The organism is Arthrobacter sp. MYb23 (genome assembly GCF_002979775.1).
In the GTDB taxonomy this organism is placed as follows: Bacteria; Actinomycetota; Actinomycetes; order Actinomycetales; family Micrococcaceae; genus Arthrobacter.
Genome location: NZ_PCPR01000009.1, coordinates 89,204 through 113,909, shown reverse-complemented (window position 1 = coordinate 113,909; position 24,706 = coordinate 89,204). Strand labels below are relative to the sequence as shown.

20 protein-coding genes, 1 tRNA gene and 1 riboswitch are annotated in these 24,706 nt (G+C 63.2%); of the genes, 7 read left to right on the top strand and 14 right to left on the bottom strand.

Annotated features, from left to right (window positions below; translation table 11 throughout):
- Window positions 1-63: 63 nt before the first annotated feature.
- Window positions 64-324 (top strand): helix-turn-helix transcriptional regulator, encoded by a 261-nt coding sequence (locus CQ020_RS11825; RefSeq protein ID WP_105692024.1) that lies wholly within the window; start codon window positions 64-66, stop codon window positions 322-324.
- Window positions 321-1,583, top strand: coding sequence for a type II toxin-antitoxin system HipA family toxin (locus CQ020_RS11820; RefSeq protein ID WP_105692023.1), 1,263 nt, complete (start codon window positions 321-323; stop codon window positions 1,581-1,583). Before CQ020_RS11825 ends, CQ020_RS11820 begins: the two co-directional genes overlap by 4 nt.
- Here CQ020_RS11820 and CQ020_RS11815 read toward each other — a convergent pair.
- The 4 genes from CQ020_RS11815 to CQ020_RS11800 form a co-directional block, all read right to left on the bottom strand.
- Window positions 1,552-2,760 carry a DUF6226 family protein gene (locus CQ020_RS11815; protein WP_105692022.1) on the bottom strand — a complete coding sequence of 403 codons (1,209 nt, stop codon included), beginning with the start codon at window positions 2,758-2,760 and terminating at the stop codon, window positions 1,552-1,554. The two genes, CQ020_RS11820 and CQ020_RS11815, sit on opposite strands and share 32 nt — an antisense overlap.
- Before the next feature lie 108 nt (window positions 2,761-2,868).
- Entirely contained in the window at window positions 2,869-4,098 is a 1,230-nt protein-coding gene (locus CQ020_RS11810; protein ID WP_105692021.1) for an amidohydrolase, read from the bottom strand.
- A gap of 53 nt (window positions 4,099-4,151) precedes the next feature.
- On the bottom strand, window positions 4,152-4,886 hold the full coding sequence (locus CQ020_RS11805; RefSeq protein ID WP_105692020.1) for a hypothetical protein: 735 nt from the start codon (window positions 4,884-4,886) through the stop codon (window positions 4,152-4,154).
- Between the two features lie 59 nt (window positions 4,887-4,945).
- Window positions 4,946-5,707, bottom strand: a complete 762-nt coding sequence (locus tag CQ020_RS11800; RefSeq protein ID WP_024819640.1) for a DUF5058 family protein — start codon at window positions 5,705-5,707, stop codon at window positions 4,946-4,948.
- On the opposite strand from CQ020_RS11800, the gene CQ020_RS24190 reads away from it, so the two are divergent.
- Window positions 5,706-5,855, top strand: coding sequence for a hypothetical protein (locus CQ020_RS24190; RefSeq protein ID WP_181151855.1), 150 nt, complete (start codon window positions 5,706-5,708; stop codon window positions 5,853-5,855). The genes CQ020_RS11800 and CQ020_RS24190 overlap by 2 nt on opposite strands.
- Window positions 5,856-5,979: 124 nt before the next feature.
- Entirely contained in the window at window positions 5,980-7,428 is a 1,449-nt protein-coding gene (locus CQ020_RS11795; RefSeq protein ID WP_105692019.1) for an amidase, read from the top strand.
- On the opposite strand, the gene CQ020_RS11790 is transcribed toward CQ020_RS11795, so the two are convergent.
- The 8 genes from CQ020_RS11790 to CQ020_RS11755 all read right to left on the bottom strand — a co-directional run bounded on the left by CQ020_RS11790 (window position 7,409) and on the right by CQ020_RS11755 (window position 14,990).
- Window positions 7,409-8,365 (bottom strand): Lrp/AsnC family transcriptional regulator, encoded by a 957-nt coding sequence (locus tag CQ020_RS11790; protein WP_105692018.1) that lies wholly within the window; start codon window positions 8,363-8,365, stop codon window positions 7,409-7,411. The two genes, CQ020_RS11795 and CQ020_RS11790, sit on opposite strands and share 20 nt — an antisense overlap.
- A 175-nt stretch (window positions 8,366-8,540) precedes the next feature.
- Window positions 8,541-9,380, bottom strand: coding sequence for an aldo/keto reductase (locus tag CQ020_RS11785; protein ID WP_105692017.1), 840 nt, complete (start codon window positions 9,378-9,380; stop codon window positions 8,541-8,543).
- A 137-nt stretch (window positions 9,381-9,517) separates the two neighbouring features.
- A complete protein-coding gene (locus CQ020_RS11780) occupies window positions 9,518-9,958 on the bottom strand; it encodes a hypothetical protein (protein ID WP_062070409.1) in 441 nt (146 codons plus the stop codon).
- A gap of 8 nt (window positions 9,959-9,966) precedes the next feature.
- The gene (locus CQ020_RS11775; protein WP_105692016.1) at window positions 9,967-10,617 is read right to left on the bottom strand and encodes a bacterial proteasome activator family protein; all 651 of its coding nucleotides are present in this window, start codon (window positions 10,615-10,617) and stop codon (window positions 9,967-9,969) included.
- A gap of 92 nt (window positions 10,618-10,709) precedes the next feature.
- A complete protein-coding gene (locus CQ020_RS11770; RefSeq protein ID WP_105692015.1) occupies window positions 10,710-10,901 on the bottom strand; it encodes a YbdD/YjiX family protein in 192 nt (63 codons plus the stop codon).
- A gap of 46 nt (window positions 10,902-10,947) precedes the next feature.
- Window positions 10,948-13,218 carry a carbon starvation CstA family protein gene (locus CQ020_RS11765; RefSeq protein ID WP_105692014.1) on the bottom strand — a complete coding sequence of 757 codons (2,271 nt, stop codon included), beginning with the start codon at window positions 13,216-13,218 and terminating at the stop codon, window positions 10,948-10,950.
- Window positions 13,219-13,397: 179 nt separating this feature from the next.
- Entirely contained in the window at window positions 13,398-13,964 is a 567-nt protein-coding gene (locus tag CQ020_RS11760) for a PadR family transcriptional regulator (RefSeq protein WP_105692013.1), read from the bottom strand.
- 42 nt (window positions 13,965-14,006) lie between these two features.
- A complete protein-coding gene (locus CQ020_RS11755) occupies window positions 14,007-14,990 on the bottom strand; it encodes an NAD(P)H-quinone oxidoreductase (RefSeq protein WP_105692012.1) in 984 nt (327 codons plus the stop codon).
- 102 nt (window positions 14,991-15,092) lie between these two features.
- Between CQ020_RS11755 and CQ020_RS11750 the strand changes: the two genes are divergently transcribed.
- The 3 genes from CQ020_RS11750 (at window position 15,093) to CQ020_RS11740 (ending at window position 20,880) form a co-directional block, all read left to right on the top strand.
- Window positions 15,093-15,180 (top strand) — tRNA-Ser (locus CQ020_RS11750).
- Between the two features lie 191 nt (window positions 15,181-15,371).
- On the top strand, window positions 15,372-16,157 hold the full coding sequence (locus CQ020_RS11745; protein WP_105692011.1) for a VOC family protein: 786 nt from the start codon (window positions 15,372-15,374) through the stop codon (window positions 16,155-16,157).
- Between the two features lie 190 nt (window positions 16,158-16,347).
- Window positions 16,348-20,880, top strand: a complete 4,533-nt coding sequence (locus CQ020_RS11740; protein ID WP_374955194.1) for an ExeM/NucH family extracellular endonuclease — start codon at window positions 16,348-16,350, stop codon at window positions 20,878-20,880.
- Between the two features lie 77 nt (window positions 20,881-20,957).
- Here the strand turns inward: CQ020_RS11740 and cycA are convergent, their stop codons facing one another.
- Complete coding sequence (gene cycA / locus CQ020_RS11735; protein ID WP_105692009.1) at window positions 20,958-22,439, bottom strand: D-serine/D-alanine/glycine transporter; 1,482 nt, start codon at window positions 22,437-22,439, stop codon at window positions 20,958-20,960.
- A 151-nt stretch (window positions 22,440-22,590) separates the two neighbouring features.
- A riboswitch (glycine riboswitch) is annotated at window positions 22,591-22,689 on the bottom strand.
- A 38-nt stretch (window positions 22,690-22,727) separates the two neighbouring features.
- Window positions 22,728-24,701: an FAD/NAD(P)-binding domain-containing protein gene (locus tag CQ020_RS11730; protein ID WP_105692008.1), complete on the bottom strand. Its 1,974-nt coding sequence runs from the start codon at window positions 24,699-24,701 to the stop codon at window positions 22,728-22,730.
- Between the last annotated feature and the right edge of the window lie 5 nt (window positions 24,702-24,706).

Sequence of the window (24,706 nt, the reverse complement as noted above, 5' to 3'; positions counted from 1 at the left end):
GCCCAAGTCATTGAAATGTTCAAGATATAGGACATTTGCAGTGTTGAGTCGTATGATCGATATATGGAACATTCCGATGAGCTGACACCGTTCTACCGGGCTGTTGATGCCGCCTCCCTAGGGCGGTCCATCGCCGAGGCGCGCAAGGAGGCCGCACTCACCCAGCACGATCTCGCGGTGAAACTGGGCGTCACCCGCGGAACCATCGTGCGCCTTGAAGCCGGCGAAGCAGTCTCCATGGTCGTGGCTATGCAAGCCATCAGGGCCGTGGGCCGCGACGTGGCCCTGGTGCCGCGCTTTTCGAAGCTGCAGGTGCGGCCATGAGCCCGCGCAAGACCCTTGATGTGTACCTGCGCGGGGACCGAATCGGTGAGCTGCGCGGCAACGGCCTCAAGCTGTCCTTCCAGTACGCCCCGCAGGTGCTAGCCGCATACGGTGCCGGGTCCATCCTGCTGTCACTGTCCTTGCCGCTGACCAGAAAGCGCTTGGACGGGGTGGAAGTCTACAACTTCTTTGACGGTCTCTTGCCCGAAGGCCAGGTCCGTTCCAACCTGGCCAAAGAACACGGTGTCACCGTCCCGGACGCTTTTGGGCTGCTCCGCGTCCTGGGCGCCGACTGCGCCGGGGCCGTCCAGGTCCTGCCGCCCGGGGAAGCCCCCACACGGGAAGGCGCTGCAGAGCCCATGACCGATGAAGAGGTCATCAGCGTGGTCGAATCCCTGCCTACGTGGGACCTGCCGGTTAACTTCCTGGTCACTGCGTCCCTGGGCGGCGTCCAATCCAAGGTGCTGCTGTCCCAACATGGCGACGGCTGGGCCTGGCCAGGCCGTGGTTCGGTGTCGACCCACATCATCAAGCCCGAACCACTCGAGTCCACCATCCCGGAGCTGCTCCCCGCCGAGGACTGGGCTTTGCGGACAGCAGCCGCGGCAGGGCTTCCCGCGGCCAAAGCCCATCTGGAAAGCTTCGGATCCCGTCGGGCCATCATCGTGGAGCGCTTCGACCGCACAGGCGAGGGCAGCCGGCTGCACCAGGAAGACTTCACCCAGGCCTTGGCCCTGGCCAGTGAAGCGAAGTACGAAGGCACCACCGCACCGCCCTCGCGCCTGACCCGGCTGGTCAACGCCGCGGTGCCGCACACCCGCGACGAGGCCGCGTTTCGCCGTGACCTGTTGCGCGCCGTGACGTTCAACCTGCTGATCGGCAACGGCGATGCACACTCCAAGAACTATTCCCTCACTCTGCGCGACGGTGGAGAAGTGCTGCTGGCTCCGCTCTATGACGTTGCGCCCACCCTGCTGCTGTACCAGCCGAGTGGCCTTGCCGGGCACGCCGTCAGCGGCCAAATCCGGCTGGGCTACATCACCTTGGAACATCTGGTCGCCGAAGGGGCAGCCTGGGGCATGGACGACGACGATGCCCGGCAGACAGCGGCCTCAACACTGGAGAGGGTGGCGGCAGCGGCGTCGGAAACAACGCCACCCGAGTCCCTCGGCTTCCTGCCCGAGCTCATCGCGGTCCGCGCCCAGGACCTGCTGAACGGCGGAACAGCTAGGCGGGTCCTGGCCCCGAAACACCAGTAGACGTCCCGCTCCTCTTGAGTGGCCACGCGCTCCACCCATCCGGAACGGTTCGGAGCCGCTCCTCAGCAGCGGCGAGTTGAGCGGTTGTGGCTCCCCTAGGACCAGAGCCGCTTTCGTTGCCGGATCCGTCTGCAGCGAAGAGTGCGTACTCCGCCCACTTCTTCCGGCCCACGGGGTAGCGTTCGCCGTAGCCGCCCGCTGCAACACCAAGGACCAACGTCTCCAAGCGGGACGCTTCGCTCTCAGCAGTCTCGTCACAAGCGTCGCAACCGCAGATAGGGAACGGAAAGTCGTGCAGGGCACCGGCGTGGACCACCACCCCCGGGGAACCTGTCACCACGAACGTCAGCGGAGCGGCGAGTGGGTCCCGAGGTGTAAGACGCGCGACGTCGATCACCTCGTCAGTGTTCATGGACACGTCCGCCGCGTGGGCCGGATCCCTGCTGACATCGACGTCGTACTCGCTCTCCAGATACTCGATCAAAGCCCGGGCCACCTTATGGAGCCCTTCGAACCGTTCCCCGTGAGTTTCCACGCTGTAGGAGTCCTCGGGTGGGCTATCGGCGCCCCATCGGTTCCCATATCCGATCGCTACGCCGTCAGCGTTGCGATACTCACGTGATGGCAGCTCCGGCCGTACAAAAGGTTCCCGGGCTTGCCCGGTGGGGACCGGCCGCAGCTCGGGGAGCGTCGGACCGTCAGGCTCGTCGCCCGCCCACTCCTCAAGGTGCGTGAGGAGGCCGGCCACCATCCCGTCGTCGGCCTCCCCCAGACCCTCAATCAAGCGGTCCACCGTGATCATCATGCTGCGGGCACCTACTTCTCGGGATCCGTCCGCCATCACTCTCCAGTGCGCTTCCGGGCGCATGGCCGCAATGACGTTTCCGACGAAGACGGTGGCGGCCTCACTCAGCCCGGGCTCAGCCGAGATCTCGCCGATGTTGGTGCGCAAGAACGCCAACAACGCGCTCACGTCCGACGCGAGCTGCTTGGCAGGAACTCCGCTACTTTCGCAAAACACCACGAAGGGCGCGTACCCGGCAAGGTGCTTGACCGGGGGCTCTTCCTCCGCCGCTGGCCTGTATTGGGCCGTCCGTCGAGACAGCACAGCTTTGTTCGAAAGCAGTGCAGGCAATCCTGATGCAAGCCCGCCAAAAAGATCTTCAATTTCCCCCATGGGCCCCATACTAGGGCGGGCCCGGACGTTTGGCACCCCGGACTGCTTGGGGCTCTGGACTGTTTGGGCCCTGCACTTTTGGGCCCCTGGGCCTGGGGATCAAGGGCGTCAGTGGCCCAGCCGGGACATCAGCGCGGCGACGGCGGCCGAGACTCCCCCAGCCAGCGAACCTTCCAGCTCGGGTGCGAAGTACGGGGAATGGTTGACGGGGACGGGACCAGGTCCTTCATGTCCGGCAGCGGGTGTGCCGCCAAACATCCAGAACACGGACGGCACTCCGATTGCGGTGCCCAGGTGCCCGAAGTCCTCGCTGCCCATCATGGGAGGAGTGATCTCCACAGCCTCGGGGCCAAGCGCAATCCGCAGGGCTTCGATGACGGGAGGAGCGGCGTCGGGATCGTTGAAGCATTGCGGGAAGCGGTACATCTCCTCGATATCCGGCCGCGGTGCCCCGGACGCGGCGGCCTCTGCCTCGATGATTCGGTGAACGGCGGCGAGAACCTGGCCGCGGACGTCCTCGTCGAAGGTTCGGATGTTGAGGGTGAACTCGGCCGAGGCTGGGATGATGTTCTCTTTGAGGCCCGCGTGGAATGTACCGACGGTGACGACGGCGGACTTCCGCGGATCCAGTTCGCGGGACACGATGCCCTGCAGCCGGGTGACCATGTGCGCGGCCATCACGATGGGATCAATGGAATCCTGCGGCTGCGAGCCATGGGACTGCTGTCCGTGAACCGTGACCCTGAGCGAATCCGCCATCGCGGCCACCGGCCCGGTGGAAATCGCAACAGTGCCCACCGGACGGGGCATGACATGCTGCCCGAAGACCACCTCCGGCTGCGGCGCCTTGTCCCACAGTCCGTCGTCGAGCATGGCCAGCGCACCGGCGGCAGTCTCTTCTCCGGGCTGGAAGATCAGCACCAGGGTCCCGGACCAGGCGTCCAGGCTGCCGGCCAGCACCTCGGCGGCACCCAGCAGGCTGGCCACGTGGGTGTCGTGCCCGCAGCCGTGCATCACCGGGACCGTGGTGCCATCAGGCAGAGTGCCCGTGTCCGTGCTGGCGTAGTCCAGCCCGGTGGCTTCTTCAATGGGCAGGCCATCGGAATCGGCACGGAAGGCCACCACGGGACCATCACCGTTTCGCAGGATTCCCACCACCCCGGTGCCACCGCAGCGGAAATGCTCAATGCCCAGGCCGTCCAGTTGGTCCTCGATCAGCGTGGCCGTTGCGAACTCCTGCATGGACAGTTCCGGATGCGAGTGAAGGTGCCGGTACAACGCGTGGAGCCGGGCGGTCTGGTGGGTATCGAGCTGAAGGGCTGTGGCTGTTGACGTCATGGGTCCTGTCTTTCCTGGTGGTGGCGGGGCTTTGGCTTGTGGTGTGGGCGTTGCTACTCGATGTGGATGGGCTTCGCCTCGGCAATGGTGGTCTTTCCGCGGAAGAACCACGCCAGCAGGATGGTGCCCAGAACGGCAATGGCGGTGGACACCATGGCGAGCGAGGGCACCAGCGGCAGCACCACGAAGACGACGACGGCCGAGACCAGCAGTGCGAATACGGTGGTGCGGGGCTGCTTCATGGACACGATGGCCTGCACCAGTACGGCTCCCAGGACGGTGGGCAGCACGTAGAGCCGGGTGACGAGCAGCACCGACGGCGGGATAACGCTGATGAGCCAGCTGCCCAGGAGACCGACGAAGATCGCCAAGGAGACCAGGTGGACTACCGCTGCACCGCAGATGGCAACGACGGCGGCGAGTTCCGCCCGCTTGCTGCCCGGCTTGGCACCGATATTGGTTTGGGCGATCAGTGCCGCTGGGAGGAGCTTATTGGAGATGTTGCCGATCATGAAGGCCTGGTACATCGCGGCCGGGCCCAGGATCGGATAGTACGTGAGGGGCTCGACGATCCAGATAATGCCGAACGTTGCGGCCACTGCCGCGGAGGCGATCCACAGCTGGGCGGGCGCAATATCCAGTCCGGTGGCGAAAACCAGGTACAGCGGACCCGCCACGGAAATCAGGAGGCCTGCGATCATGGTGATCTGGCCCCAGCGGGACGTGGTGCGGCTGAAGTCCGCCATGGCGGTGTTGTTGGCGGTTGGAGCAGAAGTGATGGAAGACATGAGGGGTGTTCCTTTCGGGCTCAGGGAATGACGACGTCGTTCGGCTTGCGGCAGCGCGTTTAGGCGCCGACGGCCGGTCCGACAGCAAGCAATGCGGCACCCAGGCCAATGACGATCGAGATTCCGAGCCCCCATTCACGCAACCAGCTCTTGCCGAGTTTCTTGGCCAGCAACAGGCACGTGCCCATGACCGCTGCGGAGACGACGAAGGACAGCACGTGGATTCCCGATTTGGGCAGCTCGGTGAGCCCCAGGCAGGAGAAGGCACCGATCAATGCCGCCGCAGGGACGATCGCCATGGCTGCCGGGTTCACCGAGCGGATCTTGGCGTCGCCCTTGCGCAGCAGTGGGGTCAGGATCAGGGTGGCAAGCATCCACATCGCTCCGCCGATGCTCATGGCGAAGAACGCCACCGCGAAGACACTTTGCGTGTAGCTGGCATCGCCGAGCTTGGCCCCCATGGAACCTGCTGCGATGCCTGCGGCCGAAACATCGTAGGCAGCTGAACCGATCAGGCCGATCCTGGACAACACAGCCGGCGCCCCGAAGAGACCCAGCAAAGCAATGGCCACCAGCGATACCGCGAGGGAGGGTCCGATGGCCGAGACAGCGCCGGAGCGGAACGAGGTCTTGATGTCCTGCGCACTCATGTCCACGGAGGGAGCGGCCCGCCGTGCGGCTTTCATGAAGATGAGGGACTGAATGATGATCACGCCGAAGACGCCCGCCACGCAGATCCACAGGACGGGATTGTTGGCGATGGCCATGATGTCGGTGGAGTCGTTGGGTGCGAGCGGTTGAAGAGCCAGGGGTTGGTGCATGGGAACCTCCGGTGATGGCCCCTCGGCAAGTCCGCATCCGGACGACGCTGTGCGGTATGTGGCGCTGTGGGGCAAATCCTTACCCATCGACCAGATCGGCCAGTGGGTTACCAATACCCTCCGCTATGAGCCGGATCACACACAATAGATGACGAAATCAGCCTCAGTTGTGGCCGAATCGTTCAAAGCTTGCCATTGGTTGATTCAGGACTTCCCCCCATCAATGTGACCCGGCACACTTTCAGGCAGTAGCAATCCAGCAAAGGAGCATCATGTCTGACACCCTTGGCGAGCTGTCCGCCGTCGAACTTTCCGCAGCCATTCGCAACAAGAAAGTCTCGGCTCGCGAAGCGTTGGCCGACCACCTGGAGCGCATTTCCGAGATAAATCCGGTGGTCAACGCCGTGGTGACGCTCGAAGAGGAAGGCGCCCACGCCTTGGCACACCGGGCAGACCAGCTCACCGTTTCCGGAGCAAAACTGCCACCACTCCATGGAGTGCCCATGACCCACAAGGACACCAATAACACCGCCGGGATGCGCACCACCCAAGGCTCACTCGCCTTGCGGGACTTCGTTCCCGACGCCGATGACCTCATCATCGCGCGCCTGAAGGCGGCCGGAGTGGTCAGCACAGGAAAATCCAATGTTCCCGAGTTCGGCGCCGGCTCCCACACGTTCAACGAGCTCTTCGGGACCACCACAAACCCCTACGCGCCCACACTGAGTGCCGGCGGCAGCAGCGGCGGGGTGGCCGCCGTCGTCGCATCCCGCGTCCAGAGCATCGGCGACGGCAGCGACATGGGTGGATCGCTCCGAATCCCGGCCTCCTTCTGCAACGTGGTGGGCTTCAGGCCATCGACGGCGGTGATCCCCATGCCGTCCGCCGTCAACGCCTACGCGTGGCTGGGAAGAACCGGCCCCATGGCCCGGAGCGTGGAAGACATCGCCTTGTTTATGTCCGTGACCGCGGGCAGCGATCCCCGCGTTCCCTATCCCTCCGGGCTGGACCCGGAGGTGTTTCGATCCACCCTGGAGACTGACATGCGCGGTGTGCGGATCGGGTGGTCCCGCGACTTCGGCATAGGGGTGCCGGTGGACCCTGAGATCGTGGATCACCTTGAGCGGCAACTGACCATCTTTGAAGATCTCGGAGCGATCATTGAGGAGGCCACCCCGGATTTCAGCGAGGCAGACCTGGTGTTCGGCAATACCCGCGCCCTGGACTTCGCAGCAGGGCTTGGCCCGATCCTGGAGCGTGCCGGTGACGTTATCAAGCCCGAAGTCCACTGGAACGTGGAGAAGGGGTTCGCCCTGACGGCGCGGGATGTCCTTGAGACCGCGGCCGCCCGGACCCGGCTGGAATTGAGTGTTCAGGACTTCTTTGGACGGTACGATCTTTTCGCCAGCCCCTGTGCGCAGGTTCTCCCCTTTGATGCCACCCTCCGGTACCCCGCGGACATTGCCGGGACGGCCTCGGAAACGTACTTGGACTGGATGCGGTCAGCCTGCCTCCTGTCCGCAACCGGTTTGCCTGTGCTCAGTGTTCCCGCGGGATTCAGCTCCGCCGGACTACCTATCGGCCTGCAGCTCGCCAGCAACCATTTCACGGACATGCAGTTGCTTCGCTATGGCCGCGCGTTCGAGCAGCAGACGGGGTACGCCGCCGTCGCACCCGCTATCAGGGCAGCGCAGGCGCCCCTTACGACGGTGACCGCATAACCCTTCCGCCGCGCTTCCGCGCATCAAGAAGGATGGAAACGTCTACGCCGGAGGCGTTTTGTGCCCATTCGGAGGTGGTGATGAAGCGGTAGAGCGCTGCCATGTCCTCCACGGTCACGTCCGCCATGATCTGGTAATTGCCTGCGATCGCCGCGGCATATCGGACGGTGGGAAGCTCAGCCAAGCTCTTCCCCACGTGCTCGACATGCTGCGGCGAAGCGCGGATCCAGAGCAGCGCTTCAACGCCAAGGCCAAAGGATGCGGGCTCCACGATGGCCCTCAAGTGGACCTGGTTATTGGTCAGCAACCATTCGCTGCGGCGGCGCGCAGTTGCCTCTGAAACGCCAACCCTGCGGCCCAAAGCCTCAAAACTCATCCGACCATCGGCACACAGCGCGTCCACGAGCTCGGTGTCCTGACGGCTCAAATCCTGCCGTGGCACCAGGGCGCCTGAATCCTGGGTGAAGGTAGAGCGGAGTGCCTCGGCTTTGTCCGCGGTGAGAATCTCCGGCCGCCAACCGCGGATGGTCCGGAAGTACCGAAGCACGGGATAACTGGTGGAATCGCGCAGACCAAGGGTGGCCGGCAGCTCATCAGAGAGGACCTCCGCCATGCGCGACGGCTCAGTGAGCACTTCGGCCACGCAGTCACCGGTGCCGGTAGTGGTGTAGACGAAGGTGGTGTCCGAGCGTTGAGAGAGTGCGTGGACTGCGGCACGTACCGTCCCGGGCATGCACCGCATTTCAACCAGCACCACCGACGGCTTGGGGCGGATTCCCACCACGGCCACTGCACCGGATTCCAGCAACTGCGATCCCCGGCGGGCAACAGTTCGTTCGGCTTCCCCTAAGACGGCCGCCATCTTCCTCCAAGGGCAGCGCGGATCCAGTTGCAGGGCAGCAACGATCTGCCGCTCCAATGCGTCAAACACCACCATGCCAAACTCCGTCCGTCTGCGTCGCTCAATTTCATCACGGACTCCGGCGGCGACGCGTCGCGAAGGCGGGAAGCGACGTCGGGCGTTAACTGCAGGTGCCCGGGCGTTAACTGCAGGTGCCCCCGTACCCACAAAGGGACAGGGGCACCGCGGTCAACCCGGTTAGGCTCGGGATTTAGGCGAAGTCAGAGACTGCCGGGTCCGGGCCGATGCGGCCTTCAGCACCGCGGTCCAGGCCGTTGATGGCCTCGACGTCGGTAGCGTCCAGCGTGACGTTGAGCGCCGCGAAGTTCTCCTGGATGCGGGACTCGGTGACGGACTTGGGGATCACCACGTTGCCGATGGCCAGGTGCCAGGCGATGACGACCTGAGCCGGGGTGGCGTCATGCTTGGCAGCAATCTCAGCCACGGTTGCACTCTCGAGGAGTTCACCACCCTGGCCCAGCGGGGACCAGGCCTGGGTCAGGATTCCCTTGGACGCATTGAACTCGCGAAGGTCAGACTGGTTGAAGAACGGGTGCAGTTCCACCTGGTTAATGGCCGGAACAACGCCCGTCTCATTGATGATGTGCTGCAGGCCTTCCTTGGTGAAGTTGGAAACACCGATGGACTTAACCCGGCCGCGCTTCTTGAGCTCGATCAGGGCCTTCCACGTGTCCACATACTTTTCCTGCTTGGGCTGCTGCCAGTGAATCAGGTAAAGGTCCAGGGTCTCGAGGCCGAGACGGTCCATGGACTCCTCGAAAGCGGCGAGCGTGGATTCGTAGCCCTGGTCAGCGTTCCACAGCTTGGTGGTGATGAAGATTTCCTCGGCGGAAAGACCGGAGGAAGCAATGGCACGGCCGACGCCTGCCTCGTTGCCGTAGATCTTGGCGGTATCAATGTGGCGGAACCCTGCCTCGAAAGCCTGGCGCACCACCTTTTCGGCTACATCGTCTTCAACTTGCCACACCCCGTAGCCGAGCTGGGGGATGGTGTTGCCGTCGTTGAAAGTAAGTGTTGGTGACGAAGTCATGTCTGCCATCCTGCCAGCCTCGGGCCACCAAAAGCTCGGAATATTACGCAGATCAGCTATGCGCGTAACTTTTTGCATGCAGGGAATAAGAGCGCACGCTGGTAGTTGCACACGCGCACCATTAGCCAATGTCAGCCTCAGGCGCCGAGTTGACGCTCCGCGTCGGCAACCTGCTCGAAGACCGACTCGGCCCGGCGCCTCACCGATAACGCGCCAACGGGAACAGGCCCCACCGCCAACCTCAACATGGCCGCAGCCTCAGCAGTGGTGGCCAAGGAATTTCCTGCTTTAGACAGCGCGCGGTGCACACCGGCAAGCGCTCCCGGGACATCCAGACCGTCACTCGGAGACCTTTTCTGCGCCTCAACACAGATGGTCCTCACGCGTGAGGACAATTCGGCCAGCTCGTTGGCTATTTGCACGAGCTCGTTGTAGAGCTGCTCATCATCAACACCCTCAAGGACTTGGTGGTACCGGTCCAGTCCCCGGTGAAAACGGTCATGGGCGCGGCGCCACAGCCCCTTGCCAAGCTCCAGATCGTCCTTACGCCCTTGCCGGACGGCCCCAAAGAAACCCACCTGCGAACTCAGAGGTACTGGCCCGGGCCGTGATCGGGGTCTTCCCGGCGGCCTTGGTTGGCAGCACCGGGCGCACCGGGTGCAGCCGCCCGCTGCGGTTGGCCGTTCTCGCCAATGACGATGCCCGGCGCAATGACAGTTCCCGGCGGGAGCTGACGGAGCTGCATCTGCGCGGCCGCGTGTTCCTTGGCAGCCTGCTGCGCGGCGATGGCAGCCTGGATGCCATGAAACAAGCCCTCCAGCCAGCCAACGAGTTGCGCCTGCGCAATGCGAAGCTCCGCATCGGAGGGCGCTTTCTCGTCAGGGAAAGGCAAGCTGATGCGTTCCAGTTCCTCGATGAGTTCCGGAGCCAGCCCATCCTCGAGTTCCTTGATGGACCGCTCGTGGATCTCGGCTAGGCGACCGCGGGCGGCGTCGTCCAAGGGCGCTGCTTTAACTTCCTCCAGGAGCTGGCGGATCATGGTGCCGATCCTCATCACCTTGGCCGGCTCATCAACAAGTTCGTGAAGGTTGGCTTTGAGTTTGGCATCCTTCGCCACCTCATCCGCCACCGGGTGCTGTCCCCCGGGCTGCTCAAGGCCCTCGTCCAGCGTGGTTCCCTCCACGGGGGTGTCGTCCGAAGCCTCATCCTTGGGCTGAATGTTGTTCAGATCGCTCATCCGTTCATACTCTCACGTGCTTCACGCGAACCCCTGTCCAAGCCCTGGTTTTGGACTTCGTTCGTAGCGAAACTTAGTACCGGACGCTTACGTCAGCAGCACCTGCCTTGCGGGTTGCTGTCCTGCCGATCCATCCGGTCCCGCCAGAACTCGCGTTCGGTCATGGCGGGACCGGAATGGCCGGTGGCTTCGAAGTGTTCCAGGTACTTCCGGTAGGCATCAGCCCCCATGAGCGAGCCCATGTAGGTGGCAAAGCCCCGAAGGCCCCTAACGACGGTATTCATCAGCTGCGCACTTCATGAGTGGTGCCGTTCATCATGGTGGTGTTCATCAGTGGTGGCCGGCCTTTTGGGTCCGCTTCTCCACCGGCAGGGCGTTCCATTCTGCGAGCAACTTCTTCTCGGCAGTGGTGGGGAACAGCCCTGCCGGTGCGTACACCTTGGAAGGAACGGGTGGGTCTTCATTATCCTGGCCGCCGCCTGCGCGGATTGCTTTGATGGTTGCCAGGAGTGCGGCAACGATCACGATGATGCTCAGGGTCACGAAGATGACGGAGAGCACGCCTTGGATCATGGTGTTGCGGACCACGGCCTCCATGGCGGCAACGGTCTTGGCAGTGCCAAACTCCGTCTTTCCGTCAGCCAGGGCCTTGGAGAACGCCTGGTTGTTGGCAAAGTAGCCCACTGCCGGGACCGGCGAGAAGATCTTGTGGAAGCTGGCGGTGATGGTCACGACGGCCGCGAAAGCCAGCGGAACTGCCACGATCCACAGCCATTTGAACACTCCGCGTTTGGCCGTGATGGCCAGGCACACAGCCAGCGCAATGGCTGCCAGCAACTGGTTGGCGATGCCGAACAACGGGAACAGCGTGTTGATGCCGCCCAGCGGATCGGTGACACCCATGATCAACACCGCGCCCCACGCTGCCACCATGATGGCTGTGCACAGCCAGGCCCCGGGACGCCATGAGGCTTCCTTGAACTTGGGAATGAAGTTGCCAATGGAGTCCTGGAGCATGAACCGCGCCACGCGGGTTCCGGCGTCTACGGCGGTAAGGATGAACAGTGCTTCGAACATGATGGCGAAGTGGTACCAGAAAGCCATCATTCCGGGTCCGCCAATGAACTGCTGCATGATGTGCGCCAAGCCGACAGCCAAGGTGGGAGCGCCGCCGGAACGGGAAATGATGCTTTCCTCGCCCACGTCCTTCGCGGTCTGCTCCAGCACGTCCGGGGTGATGTTCACGTTGGCCAAACCAAGGCTGTTAACCCATTGCGCTGCAGACTCCACGGTGCCGCCGGTGAGAGCCAGGGGTGCGTTCATGGCGAAGTAAATGCCACGGTCGATCGAGATTGCCGCTACCAAAGCCATGATGGCCACGAAGGATTCCATCAACATGCCGCCGTAACCGATGAAGCGGGTTTGCCGCTCTTTCTCGATCAGTTTGGGCGTGGTTCCGGAAGAAATGAGTGCGTGGAATCCGGACAGGGCGCCACAGGCGATAGTGACGAACAGGAAGGGGAACAGGGCACCGGAGAACACGGGGCCGTTTTCCCTGCCGGCGAACTCACTGAACGCCGGGACGGTGATCTCCGGGCGCACCACAATGATGGCGAGCGCGAGCATCACGATCACGCCGATCTTCATGAACGTGGAGAGGTAATCGCGCGGGGCAAGAAGCAACCAGACTGGCAGGATCGCGGCGATGAATCCGTAAATGATGATGCCCCAGGCAATGGTGACCTTGTCCAGGTGGAAGAAGGCCGCGCCCCACTCCGTTCCGGCAACGGCGCCGCCACCAATGATGGCAGCCATCAGCAGGACGAAGCCGATGATGGACACCTCCATCACCTTGCCCGGCCGGATGAATCGCAGGTAGACACCCATGAACAGCGCAATGGGGATGGTCATGCCCACCGAGAACACGCCCCACGGGCTTTCACCCAGGGCGTTGACCACTACCAGGGCAAGGATGGCCACAATAATGATCATGATCAGCAGCGTGGCCACCAAGGCCGCCGTACCGCCAATGACACCGAGCTCCTCGCGGGCCATCTGGCCAAGTGAACGGCCACCGCGGCGCATGGAGAAGAACATGACCAGGTAGTCCTGCACGGCGCCGGCAAGAACGACGCCGATGATGATCCAGATAGTGCCGGGAAGGTAGCCCATCTGAGCCGCGATGACAGGGCCCACCAGCGGTCCGGCGCCGGCGATGGCGGCGAAGTGGTGGCCGAACAATACGTTCCTGTCAGTACGGACGTAGTCCTTGCCATCAGCTTTGTACTCAGCAGGAGTGGCGCGGCGGTCGTCCGGCTTGAGCAAGTAACGCTCAATAACCTTGGAGTAGAAGCGGTAGCCGATCAAGTAGGTGCAAACAGCCGCGAAAACGAACCAGATGGCATTCACGGTTTCGCCGCGCACCAGTGCGAGCATAAACCACGCCACCGCTCCCAGCAGCGAAATGGCAATCCAAAGACCGATCTTGGCCGGGGTCCACCGGCTTTCCTCAGCTTCACGCACGGAGTCCTCCACAGCCGGAGGAGGCAGCGTGGGATCCAGTCCTTCCGCGAGTTTGGATTGGTCAGAAATCTTGCCCATATCTCCTCCTTGAGAACTGCTGCGGTGACGGGTACTGCTGCGGTGATTCAAACAGCGGCGGTGGGGACCGCGGCGTCGGGTACTTCTCTTCACCGTAACAACCGACACGGACAGGATAGGGCGGTACACGCCAATCGTCTGCAGGTACGCGGTGAACGGTCATTCCCCTGCGCCGGACGTCAGCCCTGCCGCCGGGGAGACGCCGCTTGGGCCGATCCGTTCACCTGGCCTTGGACCATACGGGCCTCACAGAGATCCAACCAGCGGACTTCCGCTTCAGCTTGGAAAATCAAGGAATCGAGCACCAGGAGCCAGGCAGTATCCGAGGACCGTTGGTTGGCCGAGACCACTTTCCTGGCCTGCGTGTGCTCCTGCAGGGCTTTGACCGAGACCTCGCGCTGGGACTGGATCACCGCGGAAGTGTCCACGCCCGGAATCGTCACTGCGAGCGCCAACTTGATGGCGATTTCGTTCCGTGGAGGATTGCCCCGGTCCACTGCACCGGCGAACCATGCCTCGACTTCCTCAGCCCCGGCGTCAGTGATGCTGTAGATGACGTGCCCGCCGCCGTCGTCGCCGTCTTTGCTGACCAGACCGTCGCGCTCAAGCCGGTCCAGGGTGGTGTAGACCTGCCCGATGTTCAACGGCCAGGCAGCCCCTGTACGGTCCTCGAATTCGACCCGCAGCTCATAGCCGTAGCGCGGCTGGTCCTGGAGCAGGGCCAGCAGGCTGTGCCGGATGGACATGTGGCTCCTTGCTGCAGTGACGGACACGCGTGAGGGGGTGGATCAGAGGAGCAGGAGGACCTTGCCCACGTGTTCACCGGAGTCGAAGTACTGGTGCGCTTCGCGAACCTGCTCCAGAGGGAAGGACTTGGCGACGAGGGGCCGGATCCTGCCGTCAGTGATCATGGGCCAAACGAACTCGCGGACCGCGGACATGATGATTCCCTTTTCCGCAACCGGCCTCGGCCTCAGCGCTGTTCCGATGACGGCCGCCCTTTTACTGAGGAGTTGCCCGAGGTTGATCTCGGCTTTTGCGCCGCCTTGCAGGCCGATGACGATGAGTCGTCCGTAGTCGGCGAGTGCGTCGATGTTTTGCTGCAGGTATTTGGCGCCCACGACGTCGAGGATCACGTCCGCGCCTTTGCCTCCGTTGTGCGCCTTGAGGCTTTCAGCGAACTCTTCTTCGGTGTAGTTGATGGCGATATCGGCGCCGAGGAAGGCCTTGGCTGTGCCTACTTTCTCGTCAGTTCCGGCCGTGGTTGCCACCTTTGCACCATAGGCTTTGGCCAGTTGAATGGCCATGGTGCCAATGCCGCCGGTTGCGCCGTGGATGAGTACGGTCTCGCCGGGTTGCAGCTGTGCGGTCATGATCAGGTTGGAGTACACGGTGGCTGCAACTTCAGGCAGGGAGGCCGCTGTTATCAGGTCCACGCCTTCGGGAACCCGCAATACTTGCTCCGCCGGGACTGCCACCTGCTGGGCGTAGCCACCGCCGGACAACAATGCCACCACCTTGTCTCCCACGGAGAATGCTTTGGTGACGCCGGGGCCGAAGGCGGCAATGCGGCCGGAAACTTCCAGGCCTGGTACTTCCGATGCACCCGGGGGCGGCGGGTAGAACCCTCTCCGCTGCTGGACGTCCGCCCGGTTCAACCCCGCAGCCACGACGTCGATCAGGACCTCGCCCTCGCCGGGCACCGGAGAAGGGACCTCGCGGATTTCGAGGACTTCGGGCCCGCCCGGCTCTGAGATGTAGACGGCTTTCATGACGAACTCCCGGTTTCTTGCTTGTCTTCCGGACCCCGGGGCAGGGGCCGGAAGACGTGATGTTTTGGAACAGCCAACTCCCTATGAAACACTACTAGGCGAGGAAGGTTGTCCGAGCGGCCTAAGGAGCTGGTCTTGAAAACCAGTGTGCGGTAACCCCGTACCAAGGGTTCAAATCCCTTACCTTCCGCAAGTAAGATGCCCCGGGTCCCAGGACCCGGGGCATCTTTGTGTCTGAGGCGAAGCTCCCGTACGGAACTGAGAACTGACAACCGGAAAATCATTGAAACTGTCAGAGGCCCCACATAGTGTTCTGTCTGTCTCCACATCGCAGACATCAGCTGCAGCTTTTGCAGCGGCATAACAACAGGAGCCTCACCCATGCCCAAGCCTGAAATCACTCCCGGTTCCCCTTGCTGGATCGACCTTGTGACGTCCGAAACGGAGAAAGCCAAAGCCTTTTACACGGCACTTTTCGGCTGGACCTACGAAACCGGAGACCAGGAGACGTACGGCGGCTACATCACGGCCTCCAAGGACGGCCGAATGGTTGCGGGCATCATGGAGAAGCAGGCGGATATGGGTGCCATGCCGGACGTGTGGTCCACTTACCTGCGCACTGACGACATCGCAGCCACTACCGCAGCCGCGGCGGCCAACGGCGGACAGGTGCTCCTGGAGCCCATGGAGGTCCCTGAGCAAGGCAGCATGGCCATGTACGCAGATGCCTCCGGCGCCGCCATTGGTGCTTGGCAGTTCGGTGGGATGAAGGGCTACGAGGTGGCGGCGGAGGCAGGTGCCCCTGCCTGGCACGAACTACTCGCCAAGGACTACGAGTCAGCTGTCACCTTCTACCAGAAGGTCTTTGGCTGGGACACGTCAGTCATGAGCGACACCCCGGAATTCCGTTACGTAACGCTTGGGGCCGGTGATAACGCCAAGGCAGGCATCATGGATGCCTCAGGCTTCCTGCCCGAACAAGTCCCCTCCATGTGGAGTGTGTACTTCGCGGTAGCGGACACAGACGCCAGTGTGGAGCAAGCCACGGCCCTGGGGGCCACCGTCATGCAGCCCGCGGAGGACACACCTTTCGGCCGGTTGGCCACCTTGTCGGACCCCACCGGAGCTGTCTTCAAGGTCATCCAGGATTTGGGTCAAACCAGCTAGTCGTGGAACTACCGGACCGTTGCACGGTCCCTCATTGTTGACCCTGGGTCAACCCTCCATTCATCCGTCCGTGTTCAGCTAGGTCCGAGGCAGCTTTACCCGGGAGTAACTTCCGGCATTCGCCCACTTCACAAGACAGTGGGCGCCATTCATGGAGCTCCACAGGGCTCACTGATGAAAGTTCGAGCGGATGAAATTTATGCATTGGAAATCCTTGGCGGGAACGGTCCTGTCGGTCGGGCTGCTTGCGGCCCCGCTGACAGCCGTCCCGGCCATGGCAGCGGACGATCCTGCCGCACCCGGTACCTCCCCGGTGGTGATCAACGAGGCCTATCTCAGCGGCGGAAGCAGCGGGGCCGCCTTCAAGAATAAATTCGTGGAGCTCTACAACTCCTCGGATGCACCGGTTAGCCTGGCGGGCTGGTCGCTGCAGTACCGGTCAGCCACCGCTACAGCAGCGCCCACGGGGATCACTCCCCTTGCTGGCAGCATTCCCCCAAAGGGGTACTTCCTGGTCAAGGGTGCCACCAATAGCGGGACTTCCACGGCGCCAGAACTGCCCGCTGCAGATGTTCAGGCAACCGGCACGCTGAACCCCGGCGGAACTGCCGGAACCCTGATCCTCGCCAAGCAGCCAGGCGCAGTCTCTCCCCTTCCGGCGGGTTCGGTAACGGGCAACGCCGCCATCGCTGACCTCCTCGGCTACGGCACGTCCAACACCTTTGAGACCGCCGCGGCCACGGCACCCACCAGCAATACGGACGTCAAGAGCCTGAACCGCACCAATGGTGGGGACAGCGACTCCAATGCCGCTGACTTCAGCCTGAACGCCACCATCACCCCCACGGTTTCCACCGGCGGCGGAACTCCTCCGGTTGATCCCCAACCGGAGCCCGGCGTCAAGGCCATCGCCGAGATCCAAGGAACCGGTACGTCCAGTCCGTTTGCGGGTAGCACCGTAACCACCAGTGGCAAGGTCACAGCCGTCTACGCAACCGGCGGCTTCAACGGCTACTACGTCCAGACCGCCGGAACCGGCGGCGAAAGCGCGGGGGCGGCAAGGACGGCGTCGGACGCTTTGTTCGTCTATTCACCCTCGACGACGGCCACCGTCCAGCCGGGCGACTACCTGCAACTCACCGGCGTTGTCAGCGAATTCGCCAGCCAAACGCAGCTCACCGTAGAGGCCGCCGGATTGAAGAAACTCACCGAGGCGGCACCGGAGGTCAAGTCCACTCCGTTCACTTTGCCTGCAAACGAGGCCGCGCGGGAAAGCCTGGAGGGTATGCTCCTGGCTCCCCAGGGTGACTTCACGGTCACGGACAACTACTCCCTGAACCAGTACGGCGAGATCGGCCTCGCGGCCGGCACATCCCCTCTGGTGCAGCCCACTGCGGTGGCAGCCTACGGCTCCGCCGAGTACGCGGCTGTGGTGGCGGACAACGCCCTGCGCGGCATCAAGCTCGACGACGGCGCGTCCACCAACTTCCTCAAGGACGCCACCACCAAGGCCCAGCAATTGCCGTACTTGACCACCTCTGATCCCGTTCGCGTGGGCTCCCCGGCACAGTTCCGGACCGATGTCATCCTGGGCTACGGCAACAATTCCTGGAAGTTCCAGCCCCTCACCGCACTGACTGCTGCCAACGCTGACTCCGTCCAGCCTGCAAGCTTCACCACCACCCGGCCGGACGGTCCCGCGGATGTTGGAGGCAACCTCAAGCTGGCTTCCTTCAATGTGCTGAACTACTTCCCCGCTACCGGTGACCAACTGGCTGGCTGCGTCTTCTACACCGACCGCGACGGCAACCCGATCACGGTCAAGGAAGGCTGCAACGCCCGCGGTGCTGCCAACGCTGAGAACTTCGAACGCCAGCAGACCAAAATCGTCGCCGCCATCACCAAGTCCGGCGCCGACGTCGTGTCCCTTGAAGAGATCGAGAACTCGGCACAGTTCGGCAAGAACCGTGACGACGCCCTGTCCAAGCTGGTGGACGCCCTCAACGTCAAGACCCCCGGCGTCTGGGACTACGTGCGCACACCCGCCAACGCTCCCCCGCTGAGCGATGAGGACATGATCCGTACCGCGTTCATCTTCAAGAAGGCCGTGGCCGAGCCCGTGGGCGAGTCCATTATCCACAACGACACCGTGGCGTTTGCGAGTGCCCGCAAGCCGCTGGCACAAGTTTTCAAACCGGTTGGCGGCGCTGATGACAAGAAGTTCATCGCAATCGTGAACCACTTCAAGTCCAAGGGCTCAGCAGCAACACCGGACGACACCGACAAGGGCCAGGGTGCCTCGAACATTGCCCGCACCAAGCAGGCCGAATCCCTGCTGGCCTTCTCCAAGGACCTTCAGGCCTCGAAGGGCACAGACAAGGTCTTCCTCATTGGTGACTTCAACGCCTACTCCAAAGAAGATCCCATCAACGTCTTGACGGGCGCCGGTTATACGGATCTGGAAGTCGGTACCGGCAAGCACTCTTACCTGTTCGGTGGCATGGTGGGCTCCCTGGACCACATCCTGGCATCCCCCGCCGCCCACAAGGTGGTCACCGGAACCGACATCTGGAACATCAACTCCGTGGAGTCCGTCGCACTGGAGTACAGCAGGTATAACAACAATGTGACCAACTACTATGCCGGTGACGAGTTCCGTGCCAGCGACCACGACCCCGTGGTGGTGGGCCTGAACCTGACTGCCGACGAAGCGACTACCGTTGACCTGCAGTTCCTGGGGATCAACGACTTCCACGGACGGATCGACTCCAACACAGTCCTCTTCGCCGGAACAGTCGAGAAGCTCCGCGCGGCAGCTGCCCCCGGCGCTACGGCCTTCATTTCCGCCGGCGACAACATCGGCGCTTCCCTCTTCGCGTCCTCCGTGGCGAAGGACCAGCCCACTATCGACGTCTTGAACGCCCTTGAGTTGCAGGCTTCCGCTGTGGGCAACCACGAGTTCGACGGCGGTTGGGCGGACCTGCGGGATCGCGTTGTTGCCGGAGGGAGCAACGCGAAGTTCGCCTACCTGGGTGCGAACGTGTACCAGAAGGGCACCACCACACCGGTCCTGCCGGAGTACAAGGTCCTGGACATGAACGGCATGCGGGTGGCGGTTATCGGTACCGTGACGCAGGAAGTACCGTCGCTGGTGACGCCGGCCGGAATTGCCGACCTTGAATTCGGCGATCCTGTGGAAGCCATCAACCGGGTGGCTGCCAAGATCAAGGCTGAGAACCTGGCCGACCTGATCGTCGTGGAAAACCACGACGGCGCTGCATCCGGAACCCCAGAGGGCGCCACCCTGGAACAGGAAGTTGCAGCCGGCGGACCGTTTGCCAAGCTCGTCAACGAAACCACTCCTGACGTCGCCGCGATCTTCACGGGGCACACCCATAAGGAGTACGCCTGGGACGCCCCCGTACTGGACGCCAACGGCCAACCGACCGGCAAGACCCGTCCAATCGTGCAGACCGGAAATTACGGCGAGAACGTGGGCAGCGTGACCCTCACAGTGGACACGGCAAGCAAAACGGTGAAGGCTTACAAGGCCGCCGTGGTGGACCGCACCACCGAGACCGCTGAAAGCCTCGTTGCTGCCTACCCCCGGGTGGCTGCCGTGAAGACGATCGTGGACAAGGCCCTCGCCCAGGCAGCAGAGATCGGCAACCAGCCGGTAGGTGCAGTGACCGCTGATATCACCACAGCCTTCACCCCGGACCCGACCGGCGGCGCCCCCAAGCGGGACGACCGCGCGAGTGAGTCCACGCTGGGCAACCTGGTAGCGGACTCGCTGGTGGACACGCTCAAGGCTCCTGAGCTGGGTGCGGCGGAGATCGGCGTCGTGAATCCCGGCGGCTTGCGCAACGAGCTCTACTACGCCCCGGACGGCACCATCACCTACGCCGAGGCTAACGCTGTCCTGCCGTTCGTGAACAACCTCTGGACCACTTCCTTGACGGGTGCGCAGTTCAAGACCCTCCTGGAGCAGCAGTGGCAGACCAACGCTGACGGCACCATCCCCAGCCGCCCTTACCAGCAGCTGGGCGTGTCCAAGAACGTCAACTACACCTACGATGCCGCTCGCCCCGCCGGGGACCGCATCACCGGCATCTGGGTGAACGGTGCTGTCATCGATCCTGCCAAGCAATACAGGATCGGTACCTTCAGCTTCCTGGCTACCGGCGGCGACAACTTCCGGATTTTCAAGGAAGGCAGCAACACCAAGGACACCGGCCTGGTGGACCGCGATGCGTGGATCAAGTACCTGCAGGCACACAATCCCGTGTCTCCGGACTTCGCGCGCCGCTCCGTTGCCGTGGCCAACACCACTGCGGCTGAGGTGAAGGCCGGAGACTCCATCGCCTTGGCTGTCTCCAAACTGAACCTGACCTCCATCGGCAGCCCGGCCAACGCAACGCTGAACGCTGTGTTCCTTGATTCCAAGGGCACGGCTGTTGCCCTCGGCGCGGTCCCCGTGACCGCGGGCGCCGCCACAGTGGATCTCAAGGTACCCGCAGCAGCGGCCGCAGGCACCGGAACCTTGGTGCTCACCGCCGTCGAAAGTGGAACCGTGGTGAAGGCGCTGGTGCAGGTGGCTGAGAGCGGTCCGAACCCGCCGCAGTGCACCGCACCCACCAAGCCGTCCAAGTGGTACGACATCGTGGGATGGCTCCGGTACGCGTTTGCCTGGCTGGAGTACCAGAGGTGCCTGAGGGGCTAACCGCTCCTTGGAGTGAAACAGCCGGGCCCCTCACGAATTCGTTCGTGAGGGGCCCGGCCTTTTGTTGATATTTTTGGCTACTTGTTTGCCGGTACCGCTTCCTGGTCTTTGTCCGAATCGACCCTGTCCGCATCCCGCTGGAGCTCAGCTTTGAACTCTTCGTAACGGGCCAAGTGCGCGGGGCGGCGGCGGAGAATCAGCCAGGCGACCCCCAGAACTACGAACCACGCGGGGGTGGCCAGCAGTGCCATGAGCGTGTCTGGCTGGGTGGTCAGTGCCCAGAGAACGAAGGCAAAGAAGGCGAACACTACCCACACCATCACCACTCCGCCGGGCATCTTGAACGCCGAGGACTCGTGCAGGTGCGGGCGACGCTTCCGGAAGGCCAGGTAGCTGGCCAGGATGATGGACCACACGAAGACAAAGCAAACAGCGGACACGGTGGTCACCATGTCGAACGCCTTGCCGATGTCCGAGCCTGCGTACATGAGGACGACGCCGGACAGCAGCAGGATGCAGGACAGGAACAGGGCGTTGCGGGGTACTTTGCGTCCGGAGAGCGCGCCGAACACCTTGGGCGCGTCGCCTTCCTGAGCCAGCCCGAACACCATGCGGGACGTGGAGTAGATTCCAGAGTTGGCGGAGGACATTGCGGAGGTCAGCACCACAAGGTTGACGATGGTGGCCGCTGCACCGAGGCCCGCCAGGGAGAACATGGCAATGAAGGGGCTGTGTCCGGCAGCGAACTGGGTCCACGGCGTGACGGACATGAGGATGATCAGCGCGCCGACGTAGAAGAGCAGCACACGGATGGGGATCGAGTTGATGGCCTTGGGCAGGTTCTTCTCAGGGTCCTTGGCCTCGGCTGCCGTAGTGCCCACCAGTTCGATGCCCACGAAAGCGAAGACGGCGATCTGGAAGCCGGCTACGAAGCCCATGAACTCGTTGGGGAAGAAGCCGCCGTGGCTCCACAGGTTGGAGAAGGTGGCAGGTCCGGCGTCGGACTGGAAGCCGCTGAAAATCATGAACAGACCAACAATGATGAGCGCGGCGATGGCCACGATCTTGATGAGGGCGAACCAGAACTCGGTCTCACCGAAAGCTTTCACAGTGGCCAGGTTCAGGAGCAGGAGGATGCCGATGGTGATCAGTCCCGGCACCCAGAGGGGCAGGGAGGGCCAGAGCTCCTGGGAGTACCCGGCGATGGCAATCACGTCCGCGATCCCTGTGATGACCCAGCAGAACCAGTAAGTCCAGCCGGTGAAGAAGCCGGCCCAGGGTCCCAGGAGGTCCGCGGCAAAGTCGCTGAAGGACTTGTAATTGAGGTTGCTCAGCAGCAATTCGCCCATGGCACGCATGACGAAGAACAGCATGAAGCCGATGATCATGTACACGAAGATGACGGACGGGCCGGCAGCGGAAATGGTCTTGCCGGAGCCCATGAAAAGGCCGGTGCCAATGGCTCCGCCGATGGCGATGAGCTGGATATGGCGGTTGCTGAGTTGTCGCTCGAGGTGGGGTGAATCGGGACCAGTGGAAGGCGGGCGCTGAATCGTCAAAGGAACTCCATCGTTCAGGCGGCACAGGGTGCCACATTGATTCGGGTTCCTCCCCGCTCTGTACGTGGACCTGAGAGTTTCCGCGGTCCTGCAGGGCAGGAACGCTTGCACCTTCGGTGAGCCCGGTGACCGGACTGCTTTCCAGAGTTGCCTCGCCGCGGCGGTACATGGGCCTGAGAGATTCCTGGGGAGGGTTTGCTCCTACGGCGCCTGACGGGATGTACCGGCAGGACTCTCCCGCCGCAGATCAAAAGCGCGCACCATCTATTCGGTGATGCAGCTCACACCCTAGCGAAGAGCGGAAGCACCTGCAAGCTGGTGTCGCTGGCGGCCCAGAATGCTGCAGGCAATCTCGTCCGCATCGCGCAAGGTCCGCTGTCCGCTCGCGTAGGCCGGGCCGGTGCGCGGTTTCGCTTCCGCAGCAATGGCTGTCCCCCACTGTGAAGCCGAGAGTTGGAGGCCCAGAACGTACATTCCTTCGGTGACCGATCCGTTGGCCGCCAGGGGCCGGTACGGGTGTGGTTCCACGTCAAGCCCGGTGGTCTGCATGGGCGTTCCTTCAACACTCATCATGATTTTGGTGCGCACCAGACCATCGGCCATGAGCTGTTCCAACAGGGGCGAGAGGTTGATGCCCACCCTGTTTGCCGGCGACATCGCCTCAATAAGAGTCCGGGCTTCAACCGGGGAATCGTGCACCCACGGCGAAACCGCCCGGAACACTCTGGCACCCCGGTCCACGCTGAACTTCGGATCCGGGCCCACAAAACTCACGACGCCGGCACGCGCCAACGCGGCCAGCTGCTCCGAACGCAGGGCGGGCGCTCCGCTGGCCAACCCTTCAACGAAGGACTCGAACCAGCCGCGCAACCCTGCCAGCCAGGACTCATCAGTGATGCCGCCGTCCGCCACGACCGATTTGAGGATGGCCCGTCCAGTGTGAAGCGCGCCGATGGCCATCTTGACTGGGTCCGCCTCGCCCAGTGCTGATCGGCGGGCATCGTCATCAAGGTAGGCCGTGATAGCTGAGTCCAGCTCGCTCCGGGAAGCGAACGTCCGGCCCGCGAGCGGCGCAGCGAGCCCCCGCAGATTCAAGCGGCGGGAAGCGAGGACGTGCTTTTCAACGAGGTTTCCCACCTCAATTTCCCAGTTGGCCGTGGTGTGAGCATGTGGTTGGAGCGCATCTTCAAGGTCTGTGAGGAACTGGGCGGGGTCCTTGATCGAGGCAGGTTGGGACCGGGCAAGCGTTGAGTAATAAGCCCACAGGGCATCGCGGTGCAGCAGCGGCCAGAGGTCGTGATCGAAACCGGGCTGGATACCGGCCGCGCGGAACCGGTCCACGGCGTCCTCGGTCAGGTAGCGCATGGTGATGCTGCTGGGGTAATAGCCCGCCAACCCCGCCTTGGCGCGATAGGGGGTGCCCCTTCGGGATGCAGCGATGATCCTTGGCTCCCTGCCCGAGGCCCGGTACTCCAGGACACCAGCGCCCGGCGAACCAGCCTCGACGAACTTGCCGCCGCGCCCCTCCGTCAACTGGCCCATGACGTCAAAGAAGTTCAAACCCATGCCGCGGACCAGCACGGGTTCGTTGTCCGGCACAGCCTGCCAATCGACGTCGGCCGGCGGAGCAGGTGGGAAATAGAGCAGCCCTCGGTCCAACGCCGCGCTCTTGAAGGACCGCTGTTCCGGATTGAGCCGCGACTCAATGTGGCCCAGCGCGAGGACCACGGAACCGACGGCGAGCGTGGTGCCGTTGGCGAGTTCGACGTCGAACCCGTCTTTAATCGGGCGCGCCGCAACGGCAAGCGTTCGGTGGAAGGTGACCTCGACGCCGTCGGGCAGCCGTTCCAGCAGTCCATCCAACGTCTGGCGAAGGTAGCGTCCGTACAGCGCGCGGCTGGGGAAGTCGTGCGATTCGAGCGTGGCCAGTTCGGCTTTCTCGGCGTCGTTCAGCCCCTCGCCATCACGACGACGTACCTCCCGCCACTGGTCGAACGGACCGCCCGTGAGCGGAGGGGCAAGCTCGGGGTCCTCCGGAATGAGGGTGGGATAGAACGACTGGGTGTTCATCAAGAACAGGCGTGACTGCTCCGGCTGCCACACGTGGCCCGAACCGGCCGGGTACGGATCCACAACATTGATGCAAAGCGTGGTCCCCGGCTGGCTGTCCGCAGCCCAATTCGCGAGCAACCGCTCAAGGACACTGGTGCCCCGGGGGCCGGCCCCAATCAGGGCAACACGGTTGGTTTGCGATTTAGCCACGCTCT

Excerpts from the sequence above, each read along its gene's own strand:
- CQ020_RS11825 (WP_105692024.1), top strand. The coding sequence starts at position 64 with ATGGAACATTCCGATGAGCTGACACCGTTCTACCGGGCTGTTGATGCC.
- CQ020_RS11820 (WP_105692023.1), top strand. The coding sequence starts at position 321 with ATGAGCCCGCGCAAGACCCTTGATGTGTACCTGCGCGGGGACCGAATC.
- CQ020_RS11815 (WP_105692022.1), bottom strand. The coding sequence starts at position 2,760 with ATGGGGGAAATTGAAGATCTTTTTGGCGGGCTTGCATCAGGATTGCCT.
- CQ020_RS11810 (WP_105692021.1), bottom strand. The coding sequence starts at position 4,098 with ATGACGTCAACAGCCACAGCCCTTCAGCTCGATACCCACCAGACCGCC.
- CQ020_RS11805 (WP_105692020.1), bottom strand. The coding sequence starts at position 4,886 with ATGTCTTCCATCACTTCTGCTCCAACCGCCAACAACACCGCCATGGCG.
- CQ020_RS24190 (WP_181151855.1), top strand. The coding sequence starts at position 5,706 with ATGGGAACCTCCGGTGATGGCCCCTCGGCAAGTCCGCATCCGGACGAC.
- CQ020_RS11800 (WP_024819640.1), bottom strand. The coding sequence starts at position 5,707 with ATGCACCAACCCCTGGCTCTTCAACCGCTCGCACCCAACGACTCCACC.
- CQ020_RS11795 (WP_105692019.1), top strand. The coding sequence starts at position 5,980 with ATGTCTGACACCCTTGGCGAGCTGTCCGCCGTCGAACTTTCCGCAGCC.
- CQ020_RS11790 (WP_105692018.1), bottom strand. The coding sequence starts at position 8,365 with ATGGTGGTGTTTGACGCATTGGAGCGGCAGATCGTTGCTGCCCTGCAA.
- CQ020_RS11785 (WP_105692017.1), bottom strand. The coding sequence starts at position 9,380 with ATGACTTCGTCACCAACACTTACTTTCAACGACGGCAACACCATCCCC.
- CQ020_RS11775 (WP_105692016.1), bottom strand. The coding sequence starts at position 10,617 with ATGAGCGATCTGAACAACATTCAGCCCAAGGATGAGGCTTCGGACGAC.
- CQ020_RS11770 (WP_105692015.1), bottom strand. The coding sequence starts at position 10,901 with ATGAATACCGTCGTTAGGGGCCTTCGGGGCTTTGCCACCTACATGGGC.
- CQ020_RS11765 (WP_105692014.1), bottom strand. The coding sequence starts at position 13,218 with ATGGGCAAGATTTCTGACCAATCCAAACTCGCGGAAGGACTGGATCCC.
- CQ020_RS11760 (WP_105692013.1), bottom strand. The coding sequence starts at position 13,964 with ATGTCCATCCGGCACAGCCTGCTGGCCCTGCTCCAGGACCAGCCGCGC.
- CQ020_RS11755 (WP_105692012.1), bottom strand. The coding sequence starts at position 14,990 with ATGAAAGCCGTCTACATCTCAGAGCCGGGCGGGCCCGAAGTCCTCGAA.
- CQ020_RS11745 (WP_105692011.1), top strand. The coding sequence starts at position 15,372 with ATGCCCAAGCCTGAAATCACTCCCGGTTCCCCTTGCTGGATCGACCTT.
- CQ020_RS11740 (WP_374955194.1), top strand. The coding sequence starts at position 16,348 with ATGAAATTTATGCATTGGAAATCCTTGGCGGGAACGGTCCTGTCGGTC.